The sequence below is a fragment of the Bartonella sp. A05 genome, from assembly GCF_026930145.1.
Classification (GTDB): domain Bacteria; phylum Pseudomonadota; class Alphaproteobacteria; order Rhizobiales; family Rhizobiaceae; genus Bartonella.
The window spans coordinates 64,186-90,882 of sequence record NZ_JANHOJ010000003.1; the positions used below are offsets into that span (position 1 = coordinate 64,186).

A 26,697-nucleotide genomic window follows, 5' to 3' on the forward strand; every position below is an offset into this window, starting at 1 on the left:
TTTCCCAATAACAAAAAACTTAAACTCTTTTATTGAAAGAATGCTCTACCATTATTGATTTCTATAGTATCTTCTGATTTTACTGCAAAATGATCCTTATTAGGAAAAGTGATAAAACAGCCCTTTATACAAATTGTAACTGTTTGATCGGGATTTAATGAAACATTTGAACGTACGCTCCCTTCAGAAACAATAAGCAACTGTGCCTTTGAATCAGCATTTTTGATGGTTGCTGCAAAAGTTTTTATGGGGAGAATACCTAAAAACATCATCACGATAAAAGCATAAAAATATTTTATCATTCTAAGATTCCCTCCTCAATAAAACGTTTATAAAGCACAAAGTGCAAAGCATTGGTTACCTCGGAAGTAAAAACAATATTGGGCACATAAATAGCCAAAGTGAACGAAAAATGCTTACTATCAAATGCAGTAAAGCTCACTTGTGGTGAGGGGTTTTTCAAAACATTCTCTGTTACAGAAGCAATCTCCAGCAAAATCTCAACAACGCGTTCTGGATTAATATTCGTTGAAACAGTTAGTGGTATATCAACGCGTCCCATTTTGCTAGGACGTGTCCAATTACTTACATTATTATTAATGAGACTAGAATTGGGAATGATAATCCTCTGACGCTGAAAGGTTTCAAGCTCTGTTGCTCGCACGCTGATACGTTTAACAATACCACTAACTGATCCAGATTCAACATAATCACCTAGCTTAAATGGCCGCCCAATCAAAATGATAAGACCCGATACAAAATTCTGAACAATATTTTGCAAACCAAAACCGATACCAAGTGAAAGCCCCCCAGCAATCAACGCGAAACCTTTAAGATCCAAACCTGACATTGATAGTCCCATCAAAGCCGATGCAGCAATCCCACCATAGCTTATAACCGTTTTGATAGAATTACGGACACCAGAATCAAACCCTCCACGCACCATCACCGTTCTATCCAACCAACCAACAAATAGGCGAATAAGAAACCAACAAACAAAAAAAACAAGGATACCAGCAAAAATGGAAATCAAAGAAATAGAAACATTCCCAATTTGAAAACCGGTCATCAATTGCCAAAAAACATCCATCATATCGGAATGCGAAAATCCAAACTGCATAACAATCGGCATTGCACAAAGCACAATAACAACCAAATTGAGGAGCATGTTACTCACAATCCCCAATTGATCCATAGTTTTCTCTTCTAAATGAAACCATTTCATCAAAGTGCGACCAACGCTTGTTTTCATAAACGCGCCTTCAGACGCGATAGCACGAGAACTTTGTATCCCCAAATACATTAAAGCTAAAAATGCACCACTAATTACAATCTGCTGCATAATAAAACGTGCCAAACCGATATAGCCTAAAAAATCCGTCACAATAAGCAATGCTCCCAAGATAATGAGAGGAAAACGTATATAAAACGGCCAAGGCAGCAATTTTTCTTCGTCACTTTGAAAGCACTTACGTTTAAACCGAAAAGGCAAAAATGAAATGATAAACAGCAGCGCTCCCACAAGAAAAACAGCAATAAAACTTTTCGCAATTGCCAAAGAAAAAGATGCCGAAACGACTTGATAAATACTATCAGAAACAGCATCAAATGCCAAAACAACAGCTAAAAGAGTAAGACAAATTATCAACTGATACGCAGATAATGGCGCAATATTAAAAAGGCGCAAGCGATCCATACGCGAAGACAAAAGAACAACCGCTATACGGTTTACCAAAAAAATAAAAATAATTTGGTGCCCAATCGTATGAAATACCCCTGTTAGCTTTCCTAAATCTAAACCAAAACTGATAAACAAAAAAAACGTCAAATAAACGCAAAGAACACACACACACGAAGGCAATAAAATTGAAATAAAAGCAACCAACAAGCGCTGTAGATAAGGTATTTCACCACCGCCTTTCACAATGCGGAAGCGTACATGCGCAATCCCTTTACCAACAAAATACGAAAGACTTAAAGCAATAACAAACGGAATAAAAAAAGCAAAAAATAATTGTAACAGCTTGAAATAGGATACAAATTGCCACCAATAATTAAACAACACAAAAAAATCGAACGCAGCCTCTTTCGTTGTTTCAATGATATCCTTGATCATAGCTATTGAAAATTCAAACCTGTGCGTGAGCGTACGTGTAAAAAGATCTCGTGAGTAAGAACTGGCACTTTCAGCCATCTTATTTGCAGCTAAAAATATCTCTTCAAGCTGACGTACTGTACTATTAAGTTTAGCTTTCTGCTCTGTTAGAGTAGAACTCTCTTGACCTTGATCTTTTAAATTCTTTTGCCCATCATCTGAGTCTATTGATTGCCCCAAAAGCACATTAATATCATTAAGAGGAGCACGCAAAACAAATGCAACATTTATAGCACGTTTACTGATCTCCTGCGCTTGTAACCGCAAATCAGCTAAAATGTACTTATCTTCTATTTTGCCTTCAAATTTCTTTTGTAAATCTTCGAGGTTTTGTTTTAGTATCTCAACAACTGATTGTTGTTGCTGAATAATGTCATCAACCGATTGCGAAGCTATTGATTGTCCAACTATTGCTGTTGATGCTGTCAAATTTCCCCATGCAAAAATACTAAATAAAATGTTACTCCCAAAGAAAAAGAAGAAAACGAATAATTTTTTTTTAAAAAATGAATACATATCTGCCACAAGTAATATAAAGGATATTTTCCTTTTAAAATGTGGTATAAAGTCAATATTTCAAACTTTTATAGAATAACGCTGATAAAATCTTTCACTCAGCTAATAATACTGATAAGAAAGAGTGAACGGTTAACTGAAACCAATAAGATCAAGAAAGCATTCCCATATGTTTTGTTTGCACTTACATCGCAAAAAAGAAGTTTTCCTCTTTTTTACAACCTGGTTTCTTCTATCCAACTTTAGCATGTGGGTGACCAATAGCCTAGCAGCACATACTCACTTACTTGAACAAAAATATGCCAGTCATACAATTAACACTACAAGGCTTCATCCAAACAAAAAGAACAACCAATTTAATCTTATAACAGTTGTAAACAAACAATTTTTAACATTTTATACGTATCATGTTTTACCTGTCATAAATTCTCAAGATATAATGACAGTGAATATTTTCTCAAACTTTGTCATCATGATTCGTACACAACTTCATAAACTTCGAACACAATGTGTTTTAAATCAACGCGCTCCACCTATTGTTTGATTTGCAAAAACATCATCCTAATTTATCTTCAACTTAAGATAATTGTTAAATTGCCTACTATTGGAATATATCATGCGTACACCCAGATGGCTGACCACACTTTATTGTTTTATCCTTTTAAGTAGCATTTACGTTGCATTACCCAACTTATTTTCACAAGAACAACGCCAAAACTTAAAATTTTTGCCCAATACCCATGTAACGCTTGGACTTGACCTTCAAGGAGGATCCTCTCTTTTACTCGAAGTCGATACAAAAACATTAAAACACGATCAGTTGCACACAGTTTTAGGCAATGTGCGCGCCAAACTGCGTGAAAAACAAATTCGCACATCAAGTGTTCGTCTCATCGAAGATAGCGTAGTTGCCATTATTCCTGATCCTATAGAAAACAAAAAAGCTATTACCACCCTAGAAACATTGATTACACCTGTATACAGTAACTTTGGATCCACAACCAATGACATTGCTATCAGTCCTCAAAATGAGGCTATCCATATCACATTAACCGAAGCTGGTATTAAAGATCGTATTAACAATGCTATCGAACAAAGCTTAGAAATTATTCGTCGCCGTATCGACCAAATTGGTGTTACCGAACCAGCCATTCAAAAAGTGGGTATTGATCGTATTATGGTCCAATTGCCCGGTCTACAAGATCCAAAGCAGTTGCGCGATCTTTTAGGCACAACCGCTAAGATGACTTTCCACCTTGTGCCCCCTAATGTAGATATAAATAACCCACCTCCAGGTGTTTCAATTCTTCCTGGATATACTGATGAGCAGCAACTTTATCCAATTTATGACCAAGTTTCTTTAGATGGCAACGTACTTAAAGATGCACGTGCAGGTTTCGACCCACAAATGCCGGGACGTTCTATTATCTCATTCAGTATGAATTCTACTGGTGCAAAAATATTTGCTGAAATAACACGACAAAATATTAATCGTCCCTTTGCAATCGTCCTTGATAACAAAGTATTGACTGCTCCCGTAATCAATGGCGTCATCCCCAGCGGACAAGGTCAAATTACAGGAAATTTTGATTCAAAAGAAGCATCAACCCTTGCTGCTTTACTCCGTGCTGGTTCTCTACCTGCCCCCTTAACCGTTATTGAAGAGAGAACTGTAGGTCCAAATCTCGGTGCTGACGCCATTAAGATGGGACTTTACACAGGCATTATAGGTTTTATTCTGGTTACAATCTTCATTTTCCTTTTGTACGGAATTTGGGGTATTATCGCTGATATAGCGTTGGCATTGCATACTATTTTAACCCTTGCTGCATTAAGCCTTCTCGGTGCAACACTCACATTACCGGGTATTGCTGGTATCATTTTAGGTATTGGTATCGCAGTTGACGCCAATATTCTGATTAATGAGCGTATCCGCGAAGAAAGCCGAAAAGGTATCAGCGCTTTTGCAGCCTTAGATCGTGGATTTAAACAGGCCTTTGCTACTATCATTGATGCTAATGTTACTGCTATCATTGCAACTGTTTTACTTTTTTGGTTTGGTACCGGTCCAGTTCGTGGTTTTGCTGTCACAATGTCGCTTGGTATCATTATCTCTATGTTTACCAATATCACCATGGTACGCATCATTATGATTGGGGTAGTGCGTAAATGGAAACTCAAAACATTGCATCTGCAACCTTTTTTCAATTTTATGCCACAAAATACAAATTTCCACTTCATGAAAGCGCGCTTCATTGGCATTGGTATTTCAATTATTTTATCAATAATTTCAATTTTTCTGTTCTTTAAGCCCGGTTTAAATTTCGGAATTGATTTTGTTGGTGGAAGCCAAATAAGTATTACAACAAAAGGACCAACAAATTTAGCAACTTTGCGTTCAGAGCTTTCTGCCCTTAACATCGGTGAAGTTACATTGCAAAATATTGATAATGAAAATACCGTTTTGATTCGTATCCAAAAACAAAGTGAAAGCGAAAAACAACAAACCATTGCTATAGATAAGGTTAAAACAGCTGTACAAAGCATTTATCAGGATGTTACCTTTGACCAAATAGAAGTTGTAGGCCCCAAAATTTCTGGTGAACTTGCTACAGCTGGTTTTACTGCTGTCATTTTGGCAACAATTGCTATGCTATTCTATATTTGGTGGCGCTTTGAATGGTTCTTTGCTGTTGGAGCAATTGTGACGCTGATCCTTGATACAACAAAAATGATTGGCTTTTTTGTTTTATTTCAATTAGATTTTAATTTAACCGCTATCGCTGCCCTTTTAACAATTGTTGGCTATTCCATAAACGATAAAGTTGTCGTTTATGATCGAATGCGTGAAAATATGCGCCTTTATAAAAAGATGCCCCTACGTGAACTGATTGATCTTTCGATTAATCAAGTGCTTATACGTTGTATTTTTACATCAGCGACAACAATATTAGCTATGTTGCCCATGGCACTATGGGGAGGAAATGCTGTTCATAATTTTGCAGTCCCTATGGTCGTAGGAATTATTATTGCAACATCGTCCTCTATCTTTATTGCAGCTCCCATTCTATTATTACTAGGAAATTGGTGGAATAAGCGAAATAAAGAAAATAACAAAAACCATCAAAGCACAAAAAAGCTAAACTAAAATCAAAATGGCATATCAATTTACGTGCTTTGCCATTTTTTTCTCTTGTAAAACTACAATCGTTTCCAATACTTACTTTCTTAAAAAAAGAGCTACAAACAATTATGCTGCACGATACACCACTTATTACAACGATTGTTTCTGGTTTATGTTTGGCATTTCTTTTTGGAATGATTGCTAATCGTCTACGTATTTCACCTCTGATAGGATATCTTCTAGCTGGCGTTATTGTAGGACCAAACACAGGCGGCTTTAGAGTAGATTCCATTATCATCAAACAACTCGCTGAAATTGGTGTTATTTTGCTGATGTTTGGTACAGGATTGCATTTTTCATTAAAAGATCTTTTATCTGTCAAAGCTATTGCTATCCCTGCTGCCATTGTACAAATGCTGTTCGCTACTTTTTTAGGATTGTGCCTAGGATGGATTATGGGCTGGAATTTTAGCAGTAGTCTTATATTCGGCTTAGCTTTATCAACAGCCAGTACTGTAATTCTTTTGCGCACTCTACAAGAACGGCGACTCATTGAAACGGAAAAAGGACGTATTGCTATTGGGTGGTTAATCATTGAAGATTTAGCTATGATCCTAATACTCGTTCTCATACCTTCAATGGCAAATATCCTTGGCAACACAACAAAAAAATCAATTGATCCTCTTGTTCAATGGCTGAATTTAAATATCTGGGGAATTATTGGCTTAACTATCTTAAAAATCATTATATTTATCGCTCTTATGCTCATTATTGGGCGACGCGTTATCCCGTGGTTACTAAAAATGAGTGCTCAATCTGGATCACGTGAATTGTTTCGCCTTGGTGTCTTTGCTACTGCACTGGGAGTAGCTTTCGGATCTGCCTATTTATTTGGTGTTTCGCTTTCTCTCGGTGCCTTTTTCGCAGGTATGATTATGAGCGAATCAGAACTAAGTCATCGTGCAGCAGAGGAATCTTTACCACTACGAGATGCATTTTCTGTTCTCTTTTTCGTCTCTGTGGGCATGTTATTCGATCCAATAAAACTAATAACCGACTTTTTTCCTCTTTTAGCAACGTTATCCATTATTATATTAGGAAAATCTGCTGTTGCCTTTTTTATCATTAAAGCTTTCCGTTATTCTGATAAAACAGCTCTCACTATTTCAGCGAGCCTTTCCCAAATTGGAGAATTTTCTTTTATCCTTGCAGAATTAGGCTCAAACTTAGATCTCTTGAACAGCGATGCGCGTGACTTAATTCTTGGAGGAGCAATTCTTTCTATCTTACTTAATCCTCTTATCTTCATTGCCATTGACAAAATTAAAAAATATCTAGAGAATCGCTCTGTGAACTTACATAATACAGAAGCAATCATTGATATTAACTCTGAGGATTCTGATCAAGAATCGCTGACTATCACTTCAAAAACTAATCATATTGTGATTATTGGTTACAGTCATATTGGTAAATCTATTGCACTATCTTTAATAAACAGAGGTATATCTGTAGTCGTAGTGGAAGAATCAAGACGCATTGCAGATAAAGCAATCGGAGATGGAATCGAAATTATTTGTGGTAATATTATTAAACAAGAAATTATTGAAGCCGCTAATATCAAAGATGCATGCAAAGTTGTTATTACAATGTGCAATGCCATTGAAGTCGGGCAATGTGTAGCAAATATACATAATCTTCAGCAGAATATTCAAATAATTACGCATGCACTATCTGATGCAGAGACAGCTTACCTCATTGATTTAGGAGCTGATATCGTAGTAATGGATAATGAAGAGATAGCTAATGGTATTCTTACGCACATCACTGGACAGAGCTCTATAATTGATACACATAGTCATGAATTAAACTTACAGAAAACATAAATGAAAACAAAAACGGGTCAAAAAGCGTGAAACTAAAGAATTTTATTTGGCCATTTATCGGTATCCTAGCAATGCTGATATCGATCCGTATTCTTTATATAAAGCTGTCTGCTATTTCTTTCAGCGATGTGCTTTATCGTCTTAGTGATTTAAGTATATATAATTGGCTTCTAGCCTGTCTTTGCTCACTTATCGCTTATGCTGCTCTTGCTGGATATGATCGAATTGCTTTGCAACATCTTGGTTATAAAATTTCTTGGGTGTTTATCGCCATATGTTCATTTACCACCTATGCGCTTTCACACAACATCGGTGCGTCAGTTTTTTCTGGTGCTGTTGTGCGCTATCGCGCTTATAAAACAAAAGGATTAAATGGAGCAGAAGTTGCGATATTAGTTGGATTTTGCTCTTTTACTTTTGTGATTGGTACAGTCTTACTTTCTGGCATCGTTCTAATTTTGCAACCCGAAATTATCACTCTCATTCATAGTGATCTACCCAAATGGCTTGCTACAGTGATTGGTGTTGTTTTACTTACTTGCATAACACTTTATACTTTCGGCAGCTGGCTTCAGTTAAAACCTTTACGTATAAGCAAAAATATTCAACTTTCTTACCCAAAGCTTAAGATTGTTGTTCAACAGCTTTTAATTAGTCCATTAGAAATTCTGGGAGCAGCGGGGATTATATACGCTGTATTACCACATAACACCGATATTCATTTTATTTCTGTACTCGGTGTTTTCCTTGCATCTTTTACTATAGCTATCCTCTCCAACGCCCCCGCAGGAGGTGTAGGAGTTCTCGAAGCTTTATTTATAACAGGTATGCCTAATATAGATCCCACCGATGTTCTTGCTGCACTTATCGTCTTTAGAATGCTTTATTTAATCATACCATTTATTCTATCATTATTCTTTGTTGCAATTTTTGAGGTGCAACAATATTGGAAGCGAATACCGTGAACAAAAGCGCATAAAGAAAGGTAAGTTTACTTTATCGTTTCTTGTGCGCATATAAACAACAAAACTGTTATCGATGTTACGATAAAATCTGCATGATCAATTTTTGTGATTTTATTTTTTTATCGCGCATTAGATGAGTGGAATCATCTTTTTTAACATCAACTGAGCTAGTTCGAGATTTACTTTATCAATATCAATAATAACTTTTTCTAAAAAGCGAGAGTACCATACATCTTTTCAATGCTTCAATATGATCTCAAAGCCATTCGTCTACAAAATGGATTGTAATCACCTTTCTTTCATGATCGATTAAATGCCATCGTTCTTTGATAGAAATAATTCTCTTACATACACGCCAACTTATACTTAAAAATCTGTAAAATAACACTATCAGTATTAATCGATTAAGACTTTCTCTATTCTTTTAACTCTCTATAATCTTGATAATAATGAGTTTAATCTATCGTACTTTTTCATTCCAAAATAATTAGCTTTTTTCCTGTAAAATAAGGGGAGAGATCAATATTTTAGAGATATTTCGGCGATCCATTTGAATCACTTTAAAACACAAACCTTCAGCCTCAAAGCTTTCACCTTCATTCGGCAGATGACCAAAACGCCAAAGCATAAACCCTGCAAGGGTCGTATAACGGTCAGCCTCATCAACAAGATTACGCTCAAGATAACCGCTTAAACGACGAATATCAGCGTATCCCTCAACAAGAAGACTCCCATCTTCTAACTGTTCTGCTACAACTGGTTCTTCATCACCATCAGGAAAATCACCTGCAATAGCTTCCAAAATATCAGTTGGTGTTGCAATTCCTTCAAAAGATCCATGTTCATCAACAATAATCGCAAGCTGAATCGAAGAATGTCGTAATTGCTCCATTAATCGTAAAACGCTTGTATTTTCATGAACGACAAGTGGCTCACGCATAGCTTTTTGCCAATTAATCTTTTTGCCCTCAGCCAAATTTAAAAGAAGATCTTTCGTTAAAGCAACACCAACAAATTCATCTACTTTTTCGCATGCAAGAATTAAACGACTATGCTTAACTTTCTGCAATTCTTTGCGCATTTCATTCTCATCACCCTTTACATCCAACCATTCAATTTCATTGCGTGGTGACATAATAGAGCGGACAGGACGATCAGCAAGATCAAGAACACCACGGATCATTTCTTTTTCTTCCGGCCGAAAAATCTCTGAAGCAGCAGCTTGCTTGGCAATAACATCCACAGTTTCACCAAGACTGCCGTCCTTTTTTCCACCTCCTAAAAGCCTCAATACAGCATTAGCTGTGCGTCCACGTAAATTGTGTGTTGTAATCATCTTTTCACGATTACGACGTCCAATTTGATTAAAAGCTTCAATGAGAACCGAAAAACCTATAGCCGCATACAAATAACCTTTTGGAATGTGAAAACCAAACCCTTCAACAATGAGAGAAAAACCAATCATCATCAAAAAGCCCAAACAAAGTATCACAATAGTAGGATGACGATTAATAAAGTGCATCAGGATACCAGATCCCCACATCATCACACCCATAGCAACAATAACAGCTATATACATAACAGCCGCTTGATCTTTGGTGATCATACCTGTTGCAGTGATAATACTATCTAGAGAAAACACCGCATCAAGCACGACGATTTGAATAATCACCTGCCAAAAAACGGCATAAACACCCCCTATTTCCTTTTCATGCGCAGCACCTTCTAACCTTTCATGCAATTCTAGTGTTCCCTTTGCTAACAAAAAGGCGCCACCACTAATCAAGATGAGGTTATTCCAACTTAACCCAAAAGATGCGATAGAAAAAATAATCTTATCAAGACTTATCACCCAACCAATAACCGTAAGGAGAAAAAGACGCATAACGAGCGCTAAAGTAAGACCTATCAGGCGTGCACGATCACGCAAATGCGACGGCAATTTCTCTGCTAAAATCGCAATAAAAACGAGATTATCTATTCCCAAAACAATTTCGAGAAAAATCAATGTAATCAAACCAAACCATGCATAGGGATCAATGATCCATTCCATTATAGTTCATCCTTAAAGAATATCTCAAAAAGCTTAGATTCCTGTTGCTGACAAAACAAATTCATAAGCTTTCATTCATGCAATTGATTAATATCATTGAACACAAATAGATTGTGTTCCAAAGCAAACATCCGCAATGTATTGCTTAAACGCGTATGATTGTTGATACAGTTTACAAAATGAAATAGCGGCCTACACCGCTTGATACTATAAGAAGGTTCTTCTGAATTGTGCTCGGGCATTACGCTCGATGATCCTCCGATTACCGTTCTGCATAATAATCAGAACATTTATTTATAGAGCCTATTATAATGGGGCTATTTTTGCATAAGATCAAGAGGGTACTCTATTTAACAACACCTCATTATCAATATAGCGATAAACTCTATTCATTTTGCACAAAAAACAACAAAATTATCTAGACATCCTTTTGTAGGAACGTTATAGAGCCGCTTGTTCTCGTCTTTTAATGAACCGTGGGTGATTAGCTCAGTCGGTAGAGCAGCTGACTCTTAATCAGCGGGTCGTGGGTTCGATCCCCTCATCACCCACCAATTCATTAATTGTTAGCACAAAATTTCAAAATCTAAAATTCTGGAATTCTTATTGAGATAACTACAGCAAGAAATTCTATGCATTATTAAAAAGTGTTTGTATTTAACTTCAAATGTTTTGTTAATTTACAGATATTTCTCACTTAATTATGCACCATAAACACTATTCTTGAGAGTAGACAATGACAGCATACCAACGCAACATACCTACATATTATTGTGTTATTATTGCCTGCGTGCTTTACTTCAATATTGCAATTGCAGTGCGAACCTTGTTTTCCTTTCCATAATAAAGAACAGTAATTTACAATACAAATTTTATAGAATACAAAACCTATAAGTTATAAAAACAGACTCCATATTACTTTTGTTATTCAACCGATACTAATCAAAATATTTAAAAACTGCGTATCAGCAATAAGAGTATCATCCGATTAGCAGCAAAACAAATACATATTCCTACAATACCTGCTTATGCCTATCTTAAAGCATCACTAAGAATTTTAAAAATTCTTCTATTTTTTGAGATGGCTGTGATAAAATTTCAACTCTCATTATAATAACACACAGTGCTTCTACAAAATTTTTATGATTTTTTAGCGCTGAATGATGATTAACACTTTAATAATACTAGCAATCTATAATATATTGAGCAATTGTAGTTTATATTCCTGTATTCAATTTTTCCATATTCTATAGAAACAAAATAGTACACATTTTACCAACTGAGATCATTCATTTTTTTCCTTTACGACTCACTCATATAATGCTTCCTATAAAGCATTACCTTTCTTAGCGTTATTTTAGTCTTACTAATCAAAGGGAACCCCAACAAAATGGACTCTAAACAAACTTTAGTAGATGAAGAGCATCAAAAAAATTTGCAACGCGGACTCGATAATCGTCATGTGCAGCTTATTGCCATTGGTGGTGCTATCGGAACAGGTCTCTTTATGGGATCAGGAAAAACAATTAGCATTGCTGGCCCTTCAATTATACTTGTTTACGCTATTATTGGTTGTATTCTCTATTTTGTCATGCGTGCTATGGGCGAATTACTGCTTTCCAACACGCAGTATCGATCCTTTATGGATTTTTCAGCAGATCTATTGGGACCAAGCACTGGCTTTTTCATCGGCTGGACTTATTGGCTATGCTGGATTGTAACCGGGGCCGCAGACATTATTGCTATCATCAATTATGCACAATTTTGGTGGTCCTCATTTAATCCATGGATTCTCGTTTTCATTTGTATTACTTTCTTTTTAATGTTCAATCTCGTAGCAGTAAAACTATTTGGTGAACTTGAATTTTGGTTTGGTCTTATCAAAATCGTAGCAATTTTGGCATTAATTGTTATTGGATTTTATATGATCTTTATTGGCACCACTTCTCCAAATGGCACTGTTTCTTCTCTTAGTCATGTATGGAATGATGGAAATATTTTTCCTCGCGGCATTACAGGATTTTTCGCCGGCTTTCAAATAGCCATTTTTGCTTTTGTTGGTATTGAGCTTGCTGGAACAACAGCAGCTGAAGTCAAAGAACCTGAAAAAGTTTTGCCAAAAGCAATCAATTCAATACCTATCCGTATTGTATTCTTTTATATCTTCTCTCTCCTTGTAATCATGTCAGTTACACCTTGGAATCAAATTGTTCCAGATAAAAGTCCATTTGTAGAAATGTTTTTGCTTGCTGGCATTCCAATTGCTTCTGGTTTGGTTAATTTTGTTGTTCTCACGTCGGCAGCATCGTCTGCTAATAGTGGTATTTTTTCTACCAGCCGCATGATATATGGTCTTGCAACAAAACGGGGCGCTCCTAGCTTTTTAGGAAAACTATCCAACAACTCTATCCCAGCCAATGCACTTGTCTTCTCTTGCTTATGCATTTTATTAAGTTATACAATTGCATCATTATCTCCAACCGTTATAGAAGCTTTTACAATCGTTACCACTATTGCAACAATTTTATTTATATTTGTATGGTCTGTGATTTTGATCAGCTACATTAAATACCGTCGCACTCGCCCTGAACAACATGCGCAATCGAACTACAAGATGCCAGGAGGCGTTTTTATGTGTTGGATCACTTTGGCATTCTTTGCCTTTATTATTTTTCTATTAACATTGGAACCCGATACTTTAGTAGCTTTAAAATACACTCCTCTATGGTTTATTTTCTTGAGTATCATGTATCTCTCTTTTGGAAAAAAGAATTTTATCAGACGTGGACAATAAAATACGCACAAAAAAAGAGGGGAAAACTAAGTCATCCCCTTCTATTCAGAATGCACTATTTTTTATGTATACTCAAAAAAATTTAATTACGTTCTTTATCAACCAAAGCATTAGACTTAATCCAAGGCATCATTGTACGAAGTTTTTTACCCACTTCTTCAATGGGGTGTCTATCATTCACACGTCGAATTCCTTTAAAATGAGCCGCTCCAGCTTTATATTCTTGCATCCAATCTGACGTAAACTTACCTGTCTGAATATCCTTTAAAATACGTTTCATTGCCGCTTTGGTTTCATCAGTAATCACGCGTGGACCTGACATATATTCGCCCCATTCAGCCGTATTGGAAATCGAATAATTCATGTTCGCAATACCACCTTCATACATGAGATCAACAATCAGTTTCATTTCATGTAAACATTCAAAATAAGCCATTTCTGGCGCATAACCTGCTTCCGTCAATGTTTCAAAACCTGCACGAATAAGCTCAACAAGCCCACCACACAAAACAGCTTGTTCCCCAAAAAGATCCGTTTCACATTCTTCTCTAAAAGTTGTTTCAATAACCCCAGCACGTCCACCACCAATATTACAAGCATAAGACAATGCTACATCATGAGCATTACCTGAAGCATCCTGTTCAATTGCAATTAAACAAGGAACCCCACCGCCGCGTTGATATTCACTGCGGACTGTATGGCCAGGACCTTTGGGAGCAATCATCACAACATCAACCGTTTTCTTAGCTTCAATTAAACCAAAATGAATATTCAAACCATGAGCAAAAGCTATAGCCGCACCATCACGTAAATAATCATGGATATGCTCTTTATAAATATCCGCTTGCAATTCATCAGGTGTAGCCATCATAATAACATCTGCCCATTTTGCTGCCTCAGAAACACTAAAAACTTCAAAACCATCTGCGTTAGCTTTTTTGGCTGTTACCGATCCTGAACGTAAAGCAATCTTGATATCTTTAACACCAGAGTCTCTTAAATTTAATGCATGTGCATGCCCCTGCGAACCATAACCAACAATAGCGACTTTTTTCTCTTTCATTAAATCAACATTCGAATCACCATCATAATAAACACGCATAAAAATACTCCTTATCTAATATTTCAATTGAAGTTGAGATGCTTTTCACTCGCTAAAGAGAAAAAAATTGCCCCTAAATACTTGATCAGCACGAATGACAAAACCATCACTCATGCAACATAACAATTAAACAGTTTTACAATTTGCATCCTGCAAACAACGAGACCGCAAATATGAAAAACAGCCTGAAAGTATATTTGAATTTTAAAATAAACTCTAACCGCTATTCTATAGAAAATAACATATTATGCAAAACAATATTGCTGAAGAGTAATCCATATTCTAAAATTTTACTCTTTCTATGCATTGAAAATGCTTATATTTCTAAAATTCCTATATATCATACAGGTCTTGAGCCTGAATATTATTACAAAAAATATAAATGAACGGAACGTTATGGTCTCTCGTAGTTTGGTATCAGATATGAATTGAATATATCCATGACAAAACACATCAAATGATTAATAATCATTCATATGCTTCCTTAAACTTTTTTACCCAATAATATTAAGGATCTTATTTCAAAATTATACGGAAGCATAAAATCGTATTTTTTGAACGAAACTTCCAATGAAGATAAAAAACACCTCATCTAAAAAATTGAACATATAAAAAAGATTTACACCAATATCTTCCTGAAACGCTGAACAGTTTCATGCATTCCATATTCTAATGCATCAGCAATAAGACCGTGACCAATAGAAACCTCATCAAGCCAAAAGATCCGATCAATAAGAGCCGGAAGATTATCCATAGTCAAATCGTGCCCTGCATTAATACCTAAGTGCAACTTCTTGGCTTTTTTTGCCGCTAAAACCAGTCTATCCAACTCCTGACTCTGCTTTTTTTTATCTTCAAACGCACTGCCATAAGATCCAGTATAAAACTCTACACGATCAGCACCAATCGCTTTAGCAATATCCAGCCCATCTAAAACAGGATCAGCAAACAGCGATACACGAATTTTTCTTTCTTTTAATCGCTGAACTATAGGTGCTAAAAATTCCGCATCATTAACAAAATTCCAACCATGATCAGAGGTTAACTGATCTGGATCATCAGGCACAAGAGTAATCTGATCAGCATATTTTTCTGCTAAATCTAAAAATGTATGACTTGGATAACCTTCAATATTAAATTCAGCTGTAGGAAAAGCATTGTTCATCAAAACACGTATATCCGACAAATCAGAAAAACGAATATGTCTCTCGTCTGGTCGTGGGTGAACTGTCAAACCTGCCGCACCAGCAGCAAGAGCTATATGCCCAATATGATTGATATTCGGCCATGGCAGATTACGCCGATTGCGCAAAACAGCAACAGCATTGAGATTAACCGAAAGTTTTACTGCCATGCATACTCCCAATTTCATAAATTTTCCAAAGACAGAGAAGAAATGCAATACCCTAGCATAACACCAGATAACCGAAATATCCCTGTTCTATCGAACAATTGTTAAACGTTCTGCCGCACGTGTAATACCTGTATAAAGCCAACGCGCATACATATCACGAAATGCAAAACTTTCATCAAACAAAACCACATTATCCCATTGAGATCCTTGAGCTTTATGAACAGTTAATGCATACCCATAGTCAAAATCATCATATCGTTTTTTTAATTGCCATGAAACTTCAGGACCAGAATCCTCAAAACTTGCTTTTAGAAGCTTAATTTTTGTCACTCCATGCTCGCTTTCTTCCGGCTTAACGATGAGATTTATACCTGGCTTAACAGTTTCCTTCTGTGAAGTCATGACTTTCCACAAAGAACCATTTAACAAGCCTTTCGTGGGATCATTACGCAAACATACAAGCTTATCTCCAGCTTGTGGATATTCTGCGGTAAATCCCTTTAACTCACGCAAACGTTTGTTATAAAGACGACGCGTTCTGTTAACACCCACCAAAATTTGATCAGCATCTAGTACCAATTGTTGATCAACCTCTTTACGCATAATAACACACGCCAACCCATAATCACCATAGGCAATATCGCGTCCTTTACGCACATCCATAGCCAAACGAATGATTGGATTATCAAATGCTTGTCGATGAATCTCTGACAAAAGGAAATCTGGCTCACTTTCAGAAAAAAAACCACCTCCTGATATGGGAGGCAACTGACCGGGATCTCCAAGAACAAGGATTGGTGTTCCAAAACTCATCAAATCACGACCCAATTGTTCATCGACCATTGAACATTCATCGACAATAACGAGCTTAGCTTGCGCAACCGGACTTTGCCGGTTTAATGCAAATGTTGGGGCAAAAGACATTTTACCCGTTAATTCATCAGAGACTTCTTCTTCTCCACGAGGACAATAAATTAGTGAATGAATTGTGCGTGCATTACTTGCACCTTTAGAACGCAAAACTTGAGCTGCTTTTCCTGTAAATGCAGTAAACTGAACAGTGCCATCCACTGTTTCTGCAAAATAACGAGCAAGCGTCGTTTTCCCTGTTCCTGCATAGCCAAAAAGACGAAAAATAGGAGAACGACCATCTTTTAACCACGCAGCCACAGACTTCAGTGCATTATCCTGTTCCGACGAAAACTGCATGGTTTATCAAGATAAGATTCGCACAAAAAGAGCAAGTATTTTGAAAACAAAAACCCACTGTAAGAAAGTTTCTTTATCCTTACGCTATTTCTGAGTTATAATTCTTTCAACACCACATCGATTCAATATATTTTATGCGTGCTCAATAATATAAAATATGTACAGACTGACAAATTTTTGATGTTCTTTTAATAATTTTAAAAACGAAATAATTCATTATTACATCAAAAACTGCTATACAGAATTTTTGGTCATTTATAAATACCTGCTTTTACTCAAAACATCTATTAACCTCTTGAATCAAACTCATTTCACGTAATAAGTGCTATTTTTCTGTAACGAACAAACACATGCAATTTCTCAACACACGCAGCCAATCTAAAACAAGTGCTTCTACGCACTAAAAATAGCTGAAGCAAAATCTTAAATGGGCATAATCGAGATCTCAAACTCCTTACACCAATACCTTACACCAATAATTGTCCTTCAACAGGAATAGCATTAGCGACTGTTTCATCACTGGCCTCATCAGATAACAGCATCTCATTATGTGCGCAGCCAGAGGGGATCATTGGAAAACAATTGATCAAATTATCAACATGACAATCAAATAAAACAGGCTTATCACAATTAATCATTTGCTGAATTTTATCATCAAGTTCATCTGGTTTTGAACAACGAATACCTATTGCTCCATACGCTTCCGCCAATTTAATAAAGTCAGGTATTGATTCCGTATAAGAATGAGAAAGACGATTACCATGCAGGAGTTGCTGCCATTGGCGTACCATGCCCATATACTGATTATTTAAAATAAAAACTTTTACAGGCGTCTTATGCTGCATTATCGTTGCGAGTTCTTGAATATTCATCTGTATTGAAGCATCGCCAGAAATACATAGCACAAGTGCATCAGGATGTGCAATTTGAACACCAATAGCGGAAGGCAAACCATAACCCATTGTGCCAAGACCACCTGATGTCATCCAACGTTTTGGTTCATTAAAATGGCAATACTGAGCAGTCCACATCTGATGTTGCCCTACATCTGATGTAATATAAGTATTTATGTCTTTGGTTAAGACATGAAGCCGCTCAAGCGCATACTGTGGCATAATGATATCTTTTTTCTTAACATATGCTAATGAATTACGAGCGCGCCAGCGATTAATTTGTGTCCACCATTGTTCGCGGCTTGCACTATTGGATATTGGTCGGAATGCAGCTAAACATTGGATTATATTCTCTAAAACATCCGCAACATCTCCAATAATAGGAACATCTGCTTTCACCGTTTTATTGATAGAAGAAGGATCAATATCAATGTGGATAATGCGTGCATGAGGTGCAAATGCATCGAGACGTCCAGTAATACGATCATCAAATCGCGCACCAACAGCCAACATAACATCACAATCATGCATCGTCATATTAGCTTCATAAGTTCCATGCATCCCAAGCATTCCAAGCCAATTTTTACCAGAAGCAGGATAAGAACCAAGACCCATTAATGTTGAAGTAATCGGGAAATCCCCTAATTCGACTAACTCACGTAAAAGCTGCACAGCCTTAGAGCCTGATGAAATGACACCACCACCAGAATAAATAACAGGCTGTTTTGCCTCTGCTAAAAGAGAAGCAGCATATTGAATATCCTCTAGATCCCAAGCCTTTTGGGGATTATCATATGATGCTATAGGTTGAGGCGTTTTATAAACACCTGAAGCAAACTGAATATCTTTAGGAATATCAATCAAAACCGGCCCCGGACGTCCTGATTGAGCAACATAAAACGCCTCATGAATAATCTGTGCAAGATCATTGACATCTTTAACCAACCAATTCCGTTTAGTACAGGGTTTTGTAATACCAACTGTATCTGCCTCTTGGAAACCATTTGTTCCAATTACAGTTGTAGGCACCTGACCAGAAAAACAAACTATAGGCATGGAATCCATTAATGCATCCTGTAGAGGAGTTACAGCATTGGTTGCACCTGGGCCAGACGTTACAAGCATAACACCAACTTTTCCTGTACTCCGCGCATAGCCTTCAGCTGCATGACCTGCTGCTTGTTCGTGCCGCACTAAAATATGCTGAAAGGAATCTTGCTGATAAAGTGCGTCAAAAATAGGTAGAACGGCTCCACCAGGATAACCAAAAATATGTTCAACCCCTTGATCAATGAGAGCTTGAACCACCATCTCAGCTCCCGACATTACTTTCCCGTCTGCGCTCTCTTTCGCCTTTGAATAATATATCATTTTTCCCACTCGCCTACTTTATCGCAAAATGAAAAAGGCCTCTTAGAGGCCTACTGCACATGGGAAAAAACATATGATTATACTCCCCACCCTATGCACAACATGAAGGGAGCAACTCTAATATTATAAAATACCATTCGTCAATCAAAAATTACCTTTTAAAAAACTAGCTATTCAAAACATTTCTTCTCTTGCAAAGAACCTCAAAACATTTTACGACTTCTTTATGAAGAAATATGCTCCCATTCGCCACCAAATTGATTACGAAACCAGGTCATTTGCCTTTTTGCATATCTTCTAGTTTGCATTTTTGCAGCTTCAATAGCATCCTCAAAACTTGTATTTCCATCTAAATAAGCCATAAATTGCGGCACACCAATAGCTTTCATTGCTGGCAACAAAGGAGAAAGCGCGTACCGCTTCATAGCAACTACCTCTTCTAAAACTCCTTTTTCAACCATATGATCAAAACGCTTATTAATGCGCTCATAAAGCAATGAACGCGCGGGAGTTAAAAGAATTTTTTCTAAATCATCCTGCACAATCAAGGGTGTTGTTTTTTGCTTTTGCCACCAACTTAATCTCTTTCCAGTAGCTTCATAAACTTCTAAAGCGCGTACAATACGTTGACCATCTTGTGAGGAAATTTTCTTAGAGATAGCAGCATCAACCTGCAATAATTGATGATAAAGACTCTCAACCCCCTCTTCATAAAGTTGTGTTCGCCATTTCTGTCTAATCACATCGGGGATATAAGGAATTTCAGAAACCCCGCCCAAAAGTGCACGAAAATAAAGCCCCGTGCCACCAACAAAAATAAGTGATCTCAATCTCAATGTATTTAAAAGCTTATGGACATCACGCAACCATTGCCCCACCGAATAGCTAAGAGCAGGATTCACATACCCATAGAGGTAGTGTGGAACAATCATAGTATCAGCTTTTGTTGGTCGCGCTGTTAAAATATTCAATACATCATAAACCTGCATTGCATCCGTATTAATGATAACAGCATTTTTTTTTTGAGCCATTTTTAATGCAAGTTCTGATTTACCACTTGCCGTTGGACCCGCTATCAATGTAACCATTCTTTGTGTCATGCATAAAAACCCCTTATGCCCATCAGCAAAAGGCTCATTACAACATTCATTACTGATCCCAAAATCTAATACTCATCTATAACGCCCGTAAGCAAATTCTCAAAATATGAATGGAAGCTGCATTATGCACTTAATAAAAAAGTTCTTACAATACTCCTTTACCCTTTGGAAAGATAAAAAATAATCAATACAACGATCCAAAAAGAGTATTAAAATATAAACTCTTGATATCGTCATCTAAAAACACTCACCACGAGGACCTCTTGCTTACGGGCAAAAATTCTACCATAATGACACAAAGACCTAATGATGAAATAATAATAAATATGCAAACTATCTCCATCACAACAAGGAATACTCTAAACTGTTACAGGCTCCATATTGCAAAAGAAAAAATTATGGAGGCTCTATCAACAACTCTAGATTTCTCTCGCAAATATTCTTGCTATCAGCGATGGCCCAATAGTTAAGCAAAACCATAATATCTTGTTCTGGGTTATTTTCATATAACCCAAATTGTGGCAAAAGCCACCCCATACTTTACCGCTTAAAGAGATCTCATAGCTCTTCTCTGAATTCCAGATCATCAAAATAAAACTTTTTGGATTCTAAGCTATAGAACCATCGGCGATCCAGAACATCAATGATTAAACAGTAGCCTCAAAACATCAATCCATTTGGATTGTTACAAATCGCAACTCCCCATCTGGACGAGCGACAACAACCAAAGCGTTTTTGCGCCCAGATTCCCGTAATTTCTGAAAACGTTTTCTAACATCATCGATTGTTTTGACTGCACTTTGATTGATATCAACAATCACTTCACCAACGCGAATACGCCTTTTATCAGCAACACTATTTTGTGCAACAGATGCCACAACCAACCCATTAAGTTTATCAGAAATTGAATAACGCTGACGCACATCAGGTGTAAGCTCTAACAAAGTCATTCCCATAAATTGTATTTTTATATTGTCCGAACCATCATTGCTTTCTTGATCATCAGACTTTTTTTCCATATTTTCATCTGAATCTGTTTCAAGCAAACGACCAAGCTTTACTTTTACTGTTTTTTCCTGCCCATCACGCAAAACTGTAACATTCACCACCTGCCCTACCGAGCTTTCTGCAACCAAACGCGATAAATCACGTATGTTCTTGACTTTGTTATTCCCGAAGGAAAGAATAACATCACCCACACGTAACTGACTATTATCAACCTCTGCATGCTCTATTTTACCAGCAACCAATACCCCAACAGGATGCTCTAATTGCAAACTTTTCGCAATATCATCCGTGACCGGTTGAATATGGATAGCCAACCAACCACGTCTTATTTCTCCAAAATCACGTAACTGATTAATAATAGAAACAGCCATATCAGATGGTATAGCAAAACCGATACCAATCGATCCACCAGAAGGTGAAATTATCGCCGTATTAATCCCAATCACTTCACCATTTCTATCAAATAGTGGACCTCCAGAATTGCCCCGGTTAATCGCTGCATCTGTTTGAATAAAATTATCATAAGGACCAGCATTAAGATCACGATTGCGTGCAGAAATAATCCCAACCGTTACACTGCCACCAAAACCAAAGGGATTGCCAATTGCCATAACCCAATCACCAATACGCACTTTTTCTGAATCACCAAAACGCACAGCGGTTAACTTTTTTCTTCCTGGTGCCACTTGAAGCAAAGCCAAATCAGTCTTGCTATCTTTCCCAAGCAATTTTGCTTTTAACTTTGTACCATCGTTAAAATTAACTTCAATATCATCAGCATCAACGATAACGTGATAATTGGTTACAATAAGACCTTTTTGCGCATCAATCACAAAACCAGACCCTAGTGAACGCACTTTCTGCAATTGGCTATCTTTCTGGCCATCTTTTGGCGTAAAGAAATCATCAAAATATTCTTGAAGCAACGAATCTTTTGGAAGAACAGGCACAGGAGTATGTTGATCCTGTTCTGTTCCAGAAACTATTTGTGCTGTAGAAATATTTACAACTGTATCTAAAAGCTCCGCAGCTAAATCGGGAACCGATAGCTGTGTTGGCTGCGAAGTATCTTTCGACCAACTGACCGATCCTGACAAAAACAGAATCATACAAACCGTAACTACTGTGACAAAACGCTTCAGCAATATATTTTTACCTAACATGCATTCATCCAATGCTGCTAAAAGCATCATTCAACTCATTTATGTAAAACCCAGTATGCCTCCTCCAAGACCATACCACTTTTATCATAAAAGAAAGTGACCATAGATCAAGGCTCTAATAAAAAAGAAAAACCTACGGACACAATCCATTTCTCACTGAGAGATAACCAGTATTATTTACCAATATCAACTGTCGGCTTACCAACATTCACCGTTGGTGCAAATGCTCCAGCTTGTAGTGAATTGCGAAAATAGAAAAAGAAATCTTCTTTTGGTGAAATCACCATCGGAGTACGCTCTAAATTCTTATAGTGTTCCATCGCCAACCAAAAATCATAAAACGATGGATTAGCCTTCCGCGCATTCAATAAAAGGCGGATACTCTCAGCCTGACCTTCCCCGCGTGTAATTTCAGCATCACGCTTTGCAGCTGCAACAATTTCTTCATATTCACGATTAGCTTCCGCAACAATACGATCCCGCTCCTGCTGACCACGAGCACGAATATTTTCTGCAGCTGCCTCACGTTCTGCTGCCATTTGTCGATACACATCTTCTGAAACAGCATCCGTCAGATCGGTTTTGCGAATACGCACATCAACAATGGTAATACCCAAAGAACCAGCATCTACAGAAAATTGCCGTTGTACTTCAGCCATCATTGCTCCACGTTCATCCGATAAAGCTGCTTTGAATTCTCGCTTGCCATAAACAGCACGCAAAGCATCAATAAAACGCGGTGCAAGATTTTCGCGTGCAGCGATTTGTGGCCGACCCGATGCAATACGCTGTAAGAACAATTTAGGATCTGTAATGCGGTAAATAAAAAACGCATCAACTTCATAATAAGCACCACCACGAACCTGCACAGATTGAGTAGGCACATCATAACGCAATAACCGATTATCAATAATGACCGTCTGATCCAAAAAAGGAACCTTAAAATAGAGACCAGGATCAGGTTCAACTTTAACGATTTGCCCAAAACGCTTAATTGCTATTTGCTGACGGGGATAAACAATAAAAATAGACATCCATAAAGCCGAAAGAACAAGCGCTATAGTACCAAAAATAAAAAAGAAACGAGATTGCTGCATATTAATATCCTCTAGAAACATTAGAACCCAATCGTGATGAAGAGCGTTCTGATGTTGTCATTATTTTTTCTGATGAACTACGCAACAATTCATTCAGCGGCAAATAAGGCACTGCTGGAGAATTTGTCTGATCAAAAACCAATTTATTGGGAGATGAAAGAATCCGCCCCATAGTTTCCATATAGAGACGATAACGAGAAGCCTCTGGAGAAATTGCAGCCTCACGAGCTATAGCCTGAAAACGCTCAGCACGCCCTCTTGCCTCTTCAATCATCCGCGCCTTTTCACCTTTTGCCACTTCCCGTGTGCGTGAAGCTTCACCATTCGCTAAACCAATCTTATTAAAACGCACACGATTACCCTCTTCAATCATGCGCCCACGCTCTTGCTCTGCCTGTTGAACAGAATTAAATGCAGCAGCAACCTTAGTAGGAGGAGCTGCCTCACTAATCGACACACGATTTATTTCAACACCAAGTTGATACTTATCTGCAGTTAACTGGATAATCTTTTTGACATCATTGGCCACATCTTCTTTCTTGTCACGCAAAACATCATCAACCGGCCGCGACCCAATCACTTCGCGCATTGCACTCTCAGCAACTTGACGAACAGTTCCTTCTTGATCATTAACATTAAACAAGAATTGACTAGGATTGGAGATCCGATAATACACAGAAAAATTAACGTTAACAATATTTTGATCACTCGAAAGCATCAAGCCTTCACTTTGCTGAGATTGACTAGACTGACCACCAATCGCGATTGTTTTTTCCGTTAAAGGAACTTTCATATAACTTTCAATCGGCCAAAAATGAAAATGCAAACCATCACTGACAATCCCTGCTTTAGGAACACCAAAGCGCAACTCTACCGCCTGTTCATTTTGCTGAACAATATAAATAGATTGAAAAAACCACAAAAGCATCGCAAAGAAAAACAGTATAATAAAAATACCGCCCCCTCCAAATTGCTTAAGCTGATCCTGCCCTTTACGCAATACATCATCAATATTAGGACTATTACCACCACCATTATTGCCACCAGAACTGAAGGGATTCTTAGGTGGTATTTTTTTATCACCATTGTATTTATTTCTATCTCCACCCCAAGGGCCATTGCCATTTTGATTTTTCCAGGGCATCATTACCTCTTAAAACTTAGTATCATTAGTCAAATATCAATTATAAAACTTGATCTTACAAAGTGCCTATTATTTGATTATAATGCAATCAATAAACTTTGTTAAACGGTTATCTCCGTTCATAGATTACAAAACGTGTTGAATGACTATCTCTTTCTCCTTCTGGAATATATTGTGTTTCAATAATAGTCCACTTTTCTTTATCAAAAACGGGGAAAAAACTATCACCCTCAATAACAGTCAAAATTTCTGTAAGGAATATTTTATCAGCAATAGCCAACCCTTGTTGAAAAATCTCACCTCCACCAATAATAAAAATTGCATCTGCATCATTTTGAGAAGCGATATTTTCCGCAAGAGAACAAGCTTGAGATAAGGAATGAGTAACAACAGCACCTTTAGCTGTAAATGCACGATCACGCGTAATCACAATATTTGTGCGCCCTGGTAAAGCACATCCAATAGAATCCCACGTTTTGCGCCCCATAATAACTGGTTTCCCTAAAGTCAGAGCTTTAAAACGTTGCAAATCTGTTGATAAGCGCCAAGGCATCGCACCATCACGACCAATAACGTTATTTTTTGAAACGGCTGCTATTAAATAAACTGGAAGTTTCATACTGCAACTGAAGCCTTGATATGAGGCTGAGCTTCATAATTAAGCAATTTAAAATCCTCAAATTTAAAAGAAAAAAGATCCTTTATTGCTGGATTCATAAGCATTGACGGCAAAGAACCAGGTGTACGAGACAATTGCTGTTTTGCCTGTTCAAAATGATTATAATAAAGGTGAGCATCGCCAAGAATATGAATAAAATCTCCCACCTTTAAACCAGTTACTTGAGCAACCATCATAGTCAACAATGCATAAGAAGCAATATTAAATGGAAGTCCTAAAAAAATATCCGCTGAACGTTGATAAAGTTGACAAGATAATTTGCCATCAGCAACATAAAATTGAAATAAACAATGACAAGGTGGCAAAACCATTTCCTCTATCAGTGCAGGATTCCACGCCGATACAATTAAGCGGCGAGAATCGGGATTTTTGTTAATCATAGCCAAAAGATTGCTGATTTGATCAATATGGCGCCCATCAGGTGCGGGCCAGGAACGCCATTGATAGCCATAAATAGGACCAAGATTCCCTTCGCTGTCAGCCCACTTATTCCAAATGGATACGCCATTTTCATTTAACCATGAAATATTTGTATCGCCTTTAAGAAACCACAAAAGCTCATAAATGATAGAACGTAAATGCAATTTTTTGGTTGTCAGAAGCGGAAATCCTGCCTGTAAATCAAACCGCATCTGATAACCAAAAATCGATCGTGTCCCAACACCCGTCCGATCTGAACGATCGATGCCATTATCTAAAACGTTATTTAAAAGATCAAGATATATTTTCATACGGGATATATTTCACATGAACGTTAACATGAGTTTTGATAATCACAAAAGTTATACAAAAGATTAAAGTTAGCATACAAAAAATAGACAAAGGATATGAAATGTAACAGGTATGATGATTATCGCATTCATTTCGATTATTTTTATGCCAGATATCCGAGATGGTAGATATCTTGAAAAAGACAATATCCGTTAAACTTTTCTACATTAAACAAAGTTTAAAAAAAACAATAAAATTGGGTTTTTCTATAGTTATCATACGGATAACTTCATCTTAAAATTATTGAAATATTACCAAGTGCACGAGTTATTTGGCAACTAAATAATAAAAAGTCACACGATTTTTTCTGCACTCT

General features: G+C 37.1%; 17 protein-coding genes and 1 tRNA gene. 5 read left to right on the forward strand and 13 right to left on the reverse strand.

Annotated features, from left to right (window positions below; all coding sequences use genetic code 11):
• Nucleotides 1–29: 29 nt before the first annotated feature.
• Both NPX98_RS03960 and NPX98_RS03965 read right to left on the reverse strand, forming a co-directional pair.
• Nucleotides 30–302, reverse strand: a complete 273-nt coding sequence (locus NPX98_RS03960) for a hypothetical protein (protein ID WP_269022789.1) — start codon at nucleotides 300–302, stop codon at nucleotides 30–32.
• Nucleotides 299–2,671 (reverse strand): mechanosensitive ion channel family protein, encoded by a 2,373-nt coding sequence (locus NPX98_RS03965; protein WP_269022790.1) that lies wholly within the window; start codon nucleotides 2,669–2,671, stop codon nucleotides 299–301. Before NPX98_RS03965 ends, NPX98_RS03960 begins: the two co-directional genes overlap by 4 nt.
• A 616-nt stretch (nucleotides 2,672–3,287) precedes the next feature.
• Here NPX98_RS03965 and secD point away from each other — a divergent pair.
• From secD to NPX98_RS03980, 3 genes are all read left to right on the forward strand, one after another.
• A complete protein-coding gene (gene secD, locus NPX98_RS03970) occupies nucleotides 3,288–5,819 on the forward strand; it encodes a protein translocase subunit SecD (RefSeq protein ID WP_269022792.1) in 2,532 nt (843 codons plus the stop codon).
• Nucleotides 5,820–5,923: 104 nt separating this feature from the next.
• Nucleotides 5,924–7,678, forward strand: coding sequence for a YbaL family putative K(+) efflux transporter (gene ybaL, locus NPX98_RS03975; protein ID WP_269022793.1), 1,755 nt, complete (start codon nucleotides 5,924–5,926; stop codon nucleotides 7,676–7,678).
• A 26-nt stretch (nucleotides 7,679–7,704) separates the two neighbouring features.
• The gene (locus NPX98_RS03980; RefSeq protein WP_269022794.1) at nucleotides 7,705–8,643 is read left to right on the forward strand and encodes a lysylphosphatidylglycerol synthase transmembrane domain-containing protein; all 939 of its coding nucleotides are present in this window, start codon (nucleotides 7,705–7,707) and stop codon (nucleotides 8,641–8,643) included.
• Nucleotides 8,644–9,130: 487 nt separating this feature from the next.
• Here NPX98_RS03980 and NPX98_RS03985 read toward each other — a convergent pair whose 3' ends face one another.
• The gene (locus NPX98_RS03985) at nucleotides 9,131–10,696 is read right to left on the reverse strand and encodes a TerC family protein (RefSeq protein WP_269022795.1); all 1,566 of its coding nucleotides are present in this window, start codon (nucleotides 10,694–10,696) and stop codon (nucleotides 9,131–9,133) included.
• A 478-nt stretch (nucleotides 10,697–11,174) separates the two neighbouring features.
• On the opposite strand from NPX98_RS03985, the gene NPX98_RS03990 reads away from it, so the two are divergent.
• Nucleotides 11,175–11,250: transfer RNA gene (locus NPX98_RS03990), tRNA-Lys, on the forward strand.
• Nucleotides 11,251–12,086: 836 nt separating this feature from the next.
• Entirely contained in the window at nucleotides 12,087–13,490 is a 1,404-nt protein-coding gene (gene cycA / locus NPX98_RS03995; RefSeq protein ID WP_269022796.1) for a D-serine/D-alanine/glycine transporter, read from the forward strand.
• A gap of 82 nt (nucleotides 13,491–13,572) precedes the next feature.
• On the opposite strand, the gene ilvC is transcribed toward cycA, so the two are convergent.
• From ilvC to NPX98_RS04045, 10 genes are all read right to left on the reverse strand, one after another.
• Nucleotides 13,573–14,592, reverse strand: a complete 1,020-nt coding sequence (gene ilvC, locus NPX98_RS04000; RefSeq protein WP_269022798.1) for a ketol-acid reductoisomerase — start codon at nucleotides 14,590–14,592, stop codon at nucleotides 13,573–13,575.
• A 619-nt stretch (nucleotides 14,593–15,211) separates the two neighbouring features.
• On the reverse strand, nucleotides 15,212–15,946 hold the full coding sequence (locus NPX98_RS04005; protein WP_269022799.1) for a pyridoxine 5'-phosphate synthase: 735 nt from the start codon (nucleotides 15,944–15,946) through the stop codon (nucleotides 15,212–15,214).
• A gap of 87 nt (nucleotides 15,947–16,033) precedes the next feature.
• Complete coding sequence (locus tag NPX98_RS04010; protein ID WP_269022800.1) at nucleotides 16,034–17,155, reverse strand: ATP-dependent DNA helicase; 1,122 nt, start codon at nucleotides 17,153–17,155, stop codon at nucleotides 16,034–16,036.
• A gap of 467 nt (nucleotides 17,156–17,622) precedes the next feature.
• Nucleotides 17,623–19,419, reverse strand: coding sequence for an acetolactate synthase 3 large subunit (locus NPX98_RS04015; protein ID WP_269022802.1), 1,797 nt, complete (start codon nucleotides 19,417–19,419; stop codon nucleotides 17,623–17,625).
• Between the two features lie 224 nt (nucleotides 19,420–19,643).
• Nucleotides 19,644–20,519 carry a tRNA (adenosine(37)-N6)-dimethylallyltransferase MiaA gene (gene miaA, locus NPX98_RS04020; RefSeq protein ID WP_269022804.1) on the reverse strand — a complete coding sequence of 292 codons (876 nt, stop codon included), beginning with the start codon at nucleotides 20,517–20,519 and terminating at the stop codon, nucleotides 19,644–19,646.
• 668 nt (nucleotides 20,520–21,187) lie between these two features.
• Nucleotides 21,188–22,690 (reverse strand): Do family serine endopeptidase, encoded by a 1,503-nt coding sequence (locus NPX98_RS04025; RefSeq protein ID WP_269022805.1) that lies wholly within the window; start codon nucleotides 22,688–22,690, stop codon nucleotides 21,188–21,190.
• 173 nt (nucleotides 22,691–22,863) lie between these two features.
• Complete coding sequence (gene hflC / locus NPX98_RS04030; protein WP_269022806.1) at nucleotides 22,864–23,787, reverse strand: protease modulator HflC; 924 nt, start codon at nucleotides 23,785–23,787, stop codon at nucleotides 22,864–22,866.
• Nucleotide 23,788: 1 nt separating this feature from the next.
• Nucleotides 23,789–24,931, reverse strand: a complete 1,143-nt coding sequence (gene hflK / locus NPX98_RS04035; RefSeq protein ID WP_269022968.1) for an FtsH protease activity modulator HflK — start codon at nucleotides 24,929–24,931, stop codon at nucleotides 23,789–23,791.
• Between the two features lie 109 nt (nucleotides 24,932–25,040).
• A complete protein-coding gene (locus NPX98_RS04040; RefSeq protein WP_269022808.1) occupies nucleotides 25,041–25,550 on the reverse strand; it encodes a dihydrofolate reductase in 510 nt (169 codons plus the stop codon).
• Nucleotides 25,547–26,341: a thymidylate synthase gene (locus tag NPX98_RS04045; RefSeq protein ID WP_269022809.1), complete on the reverse strand. Its 795-nt coding sequence runs from the start codon at nucleotides 26,339–26,341 to the stop codon at nucleotides 25,547–25,549. Before NPX98_RS04045 ends, NPX98_RS04040 begins: the two co-directional genes overlap by 4 nt.
• Nucleotides 26,342–26,697: the final 356 nt, after the last annotated feature.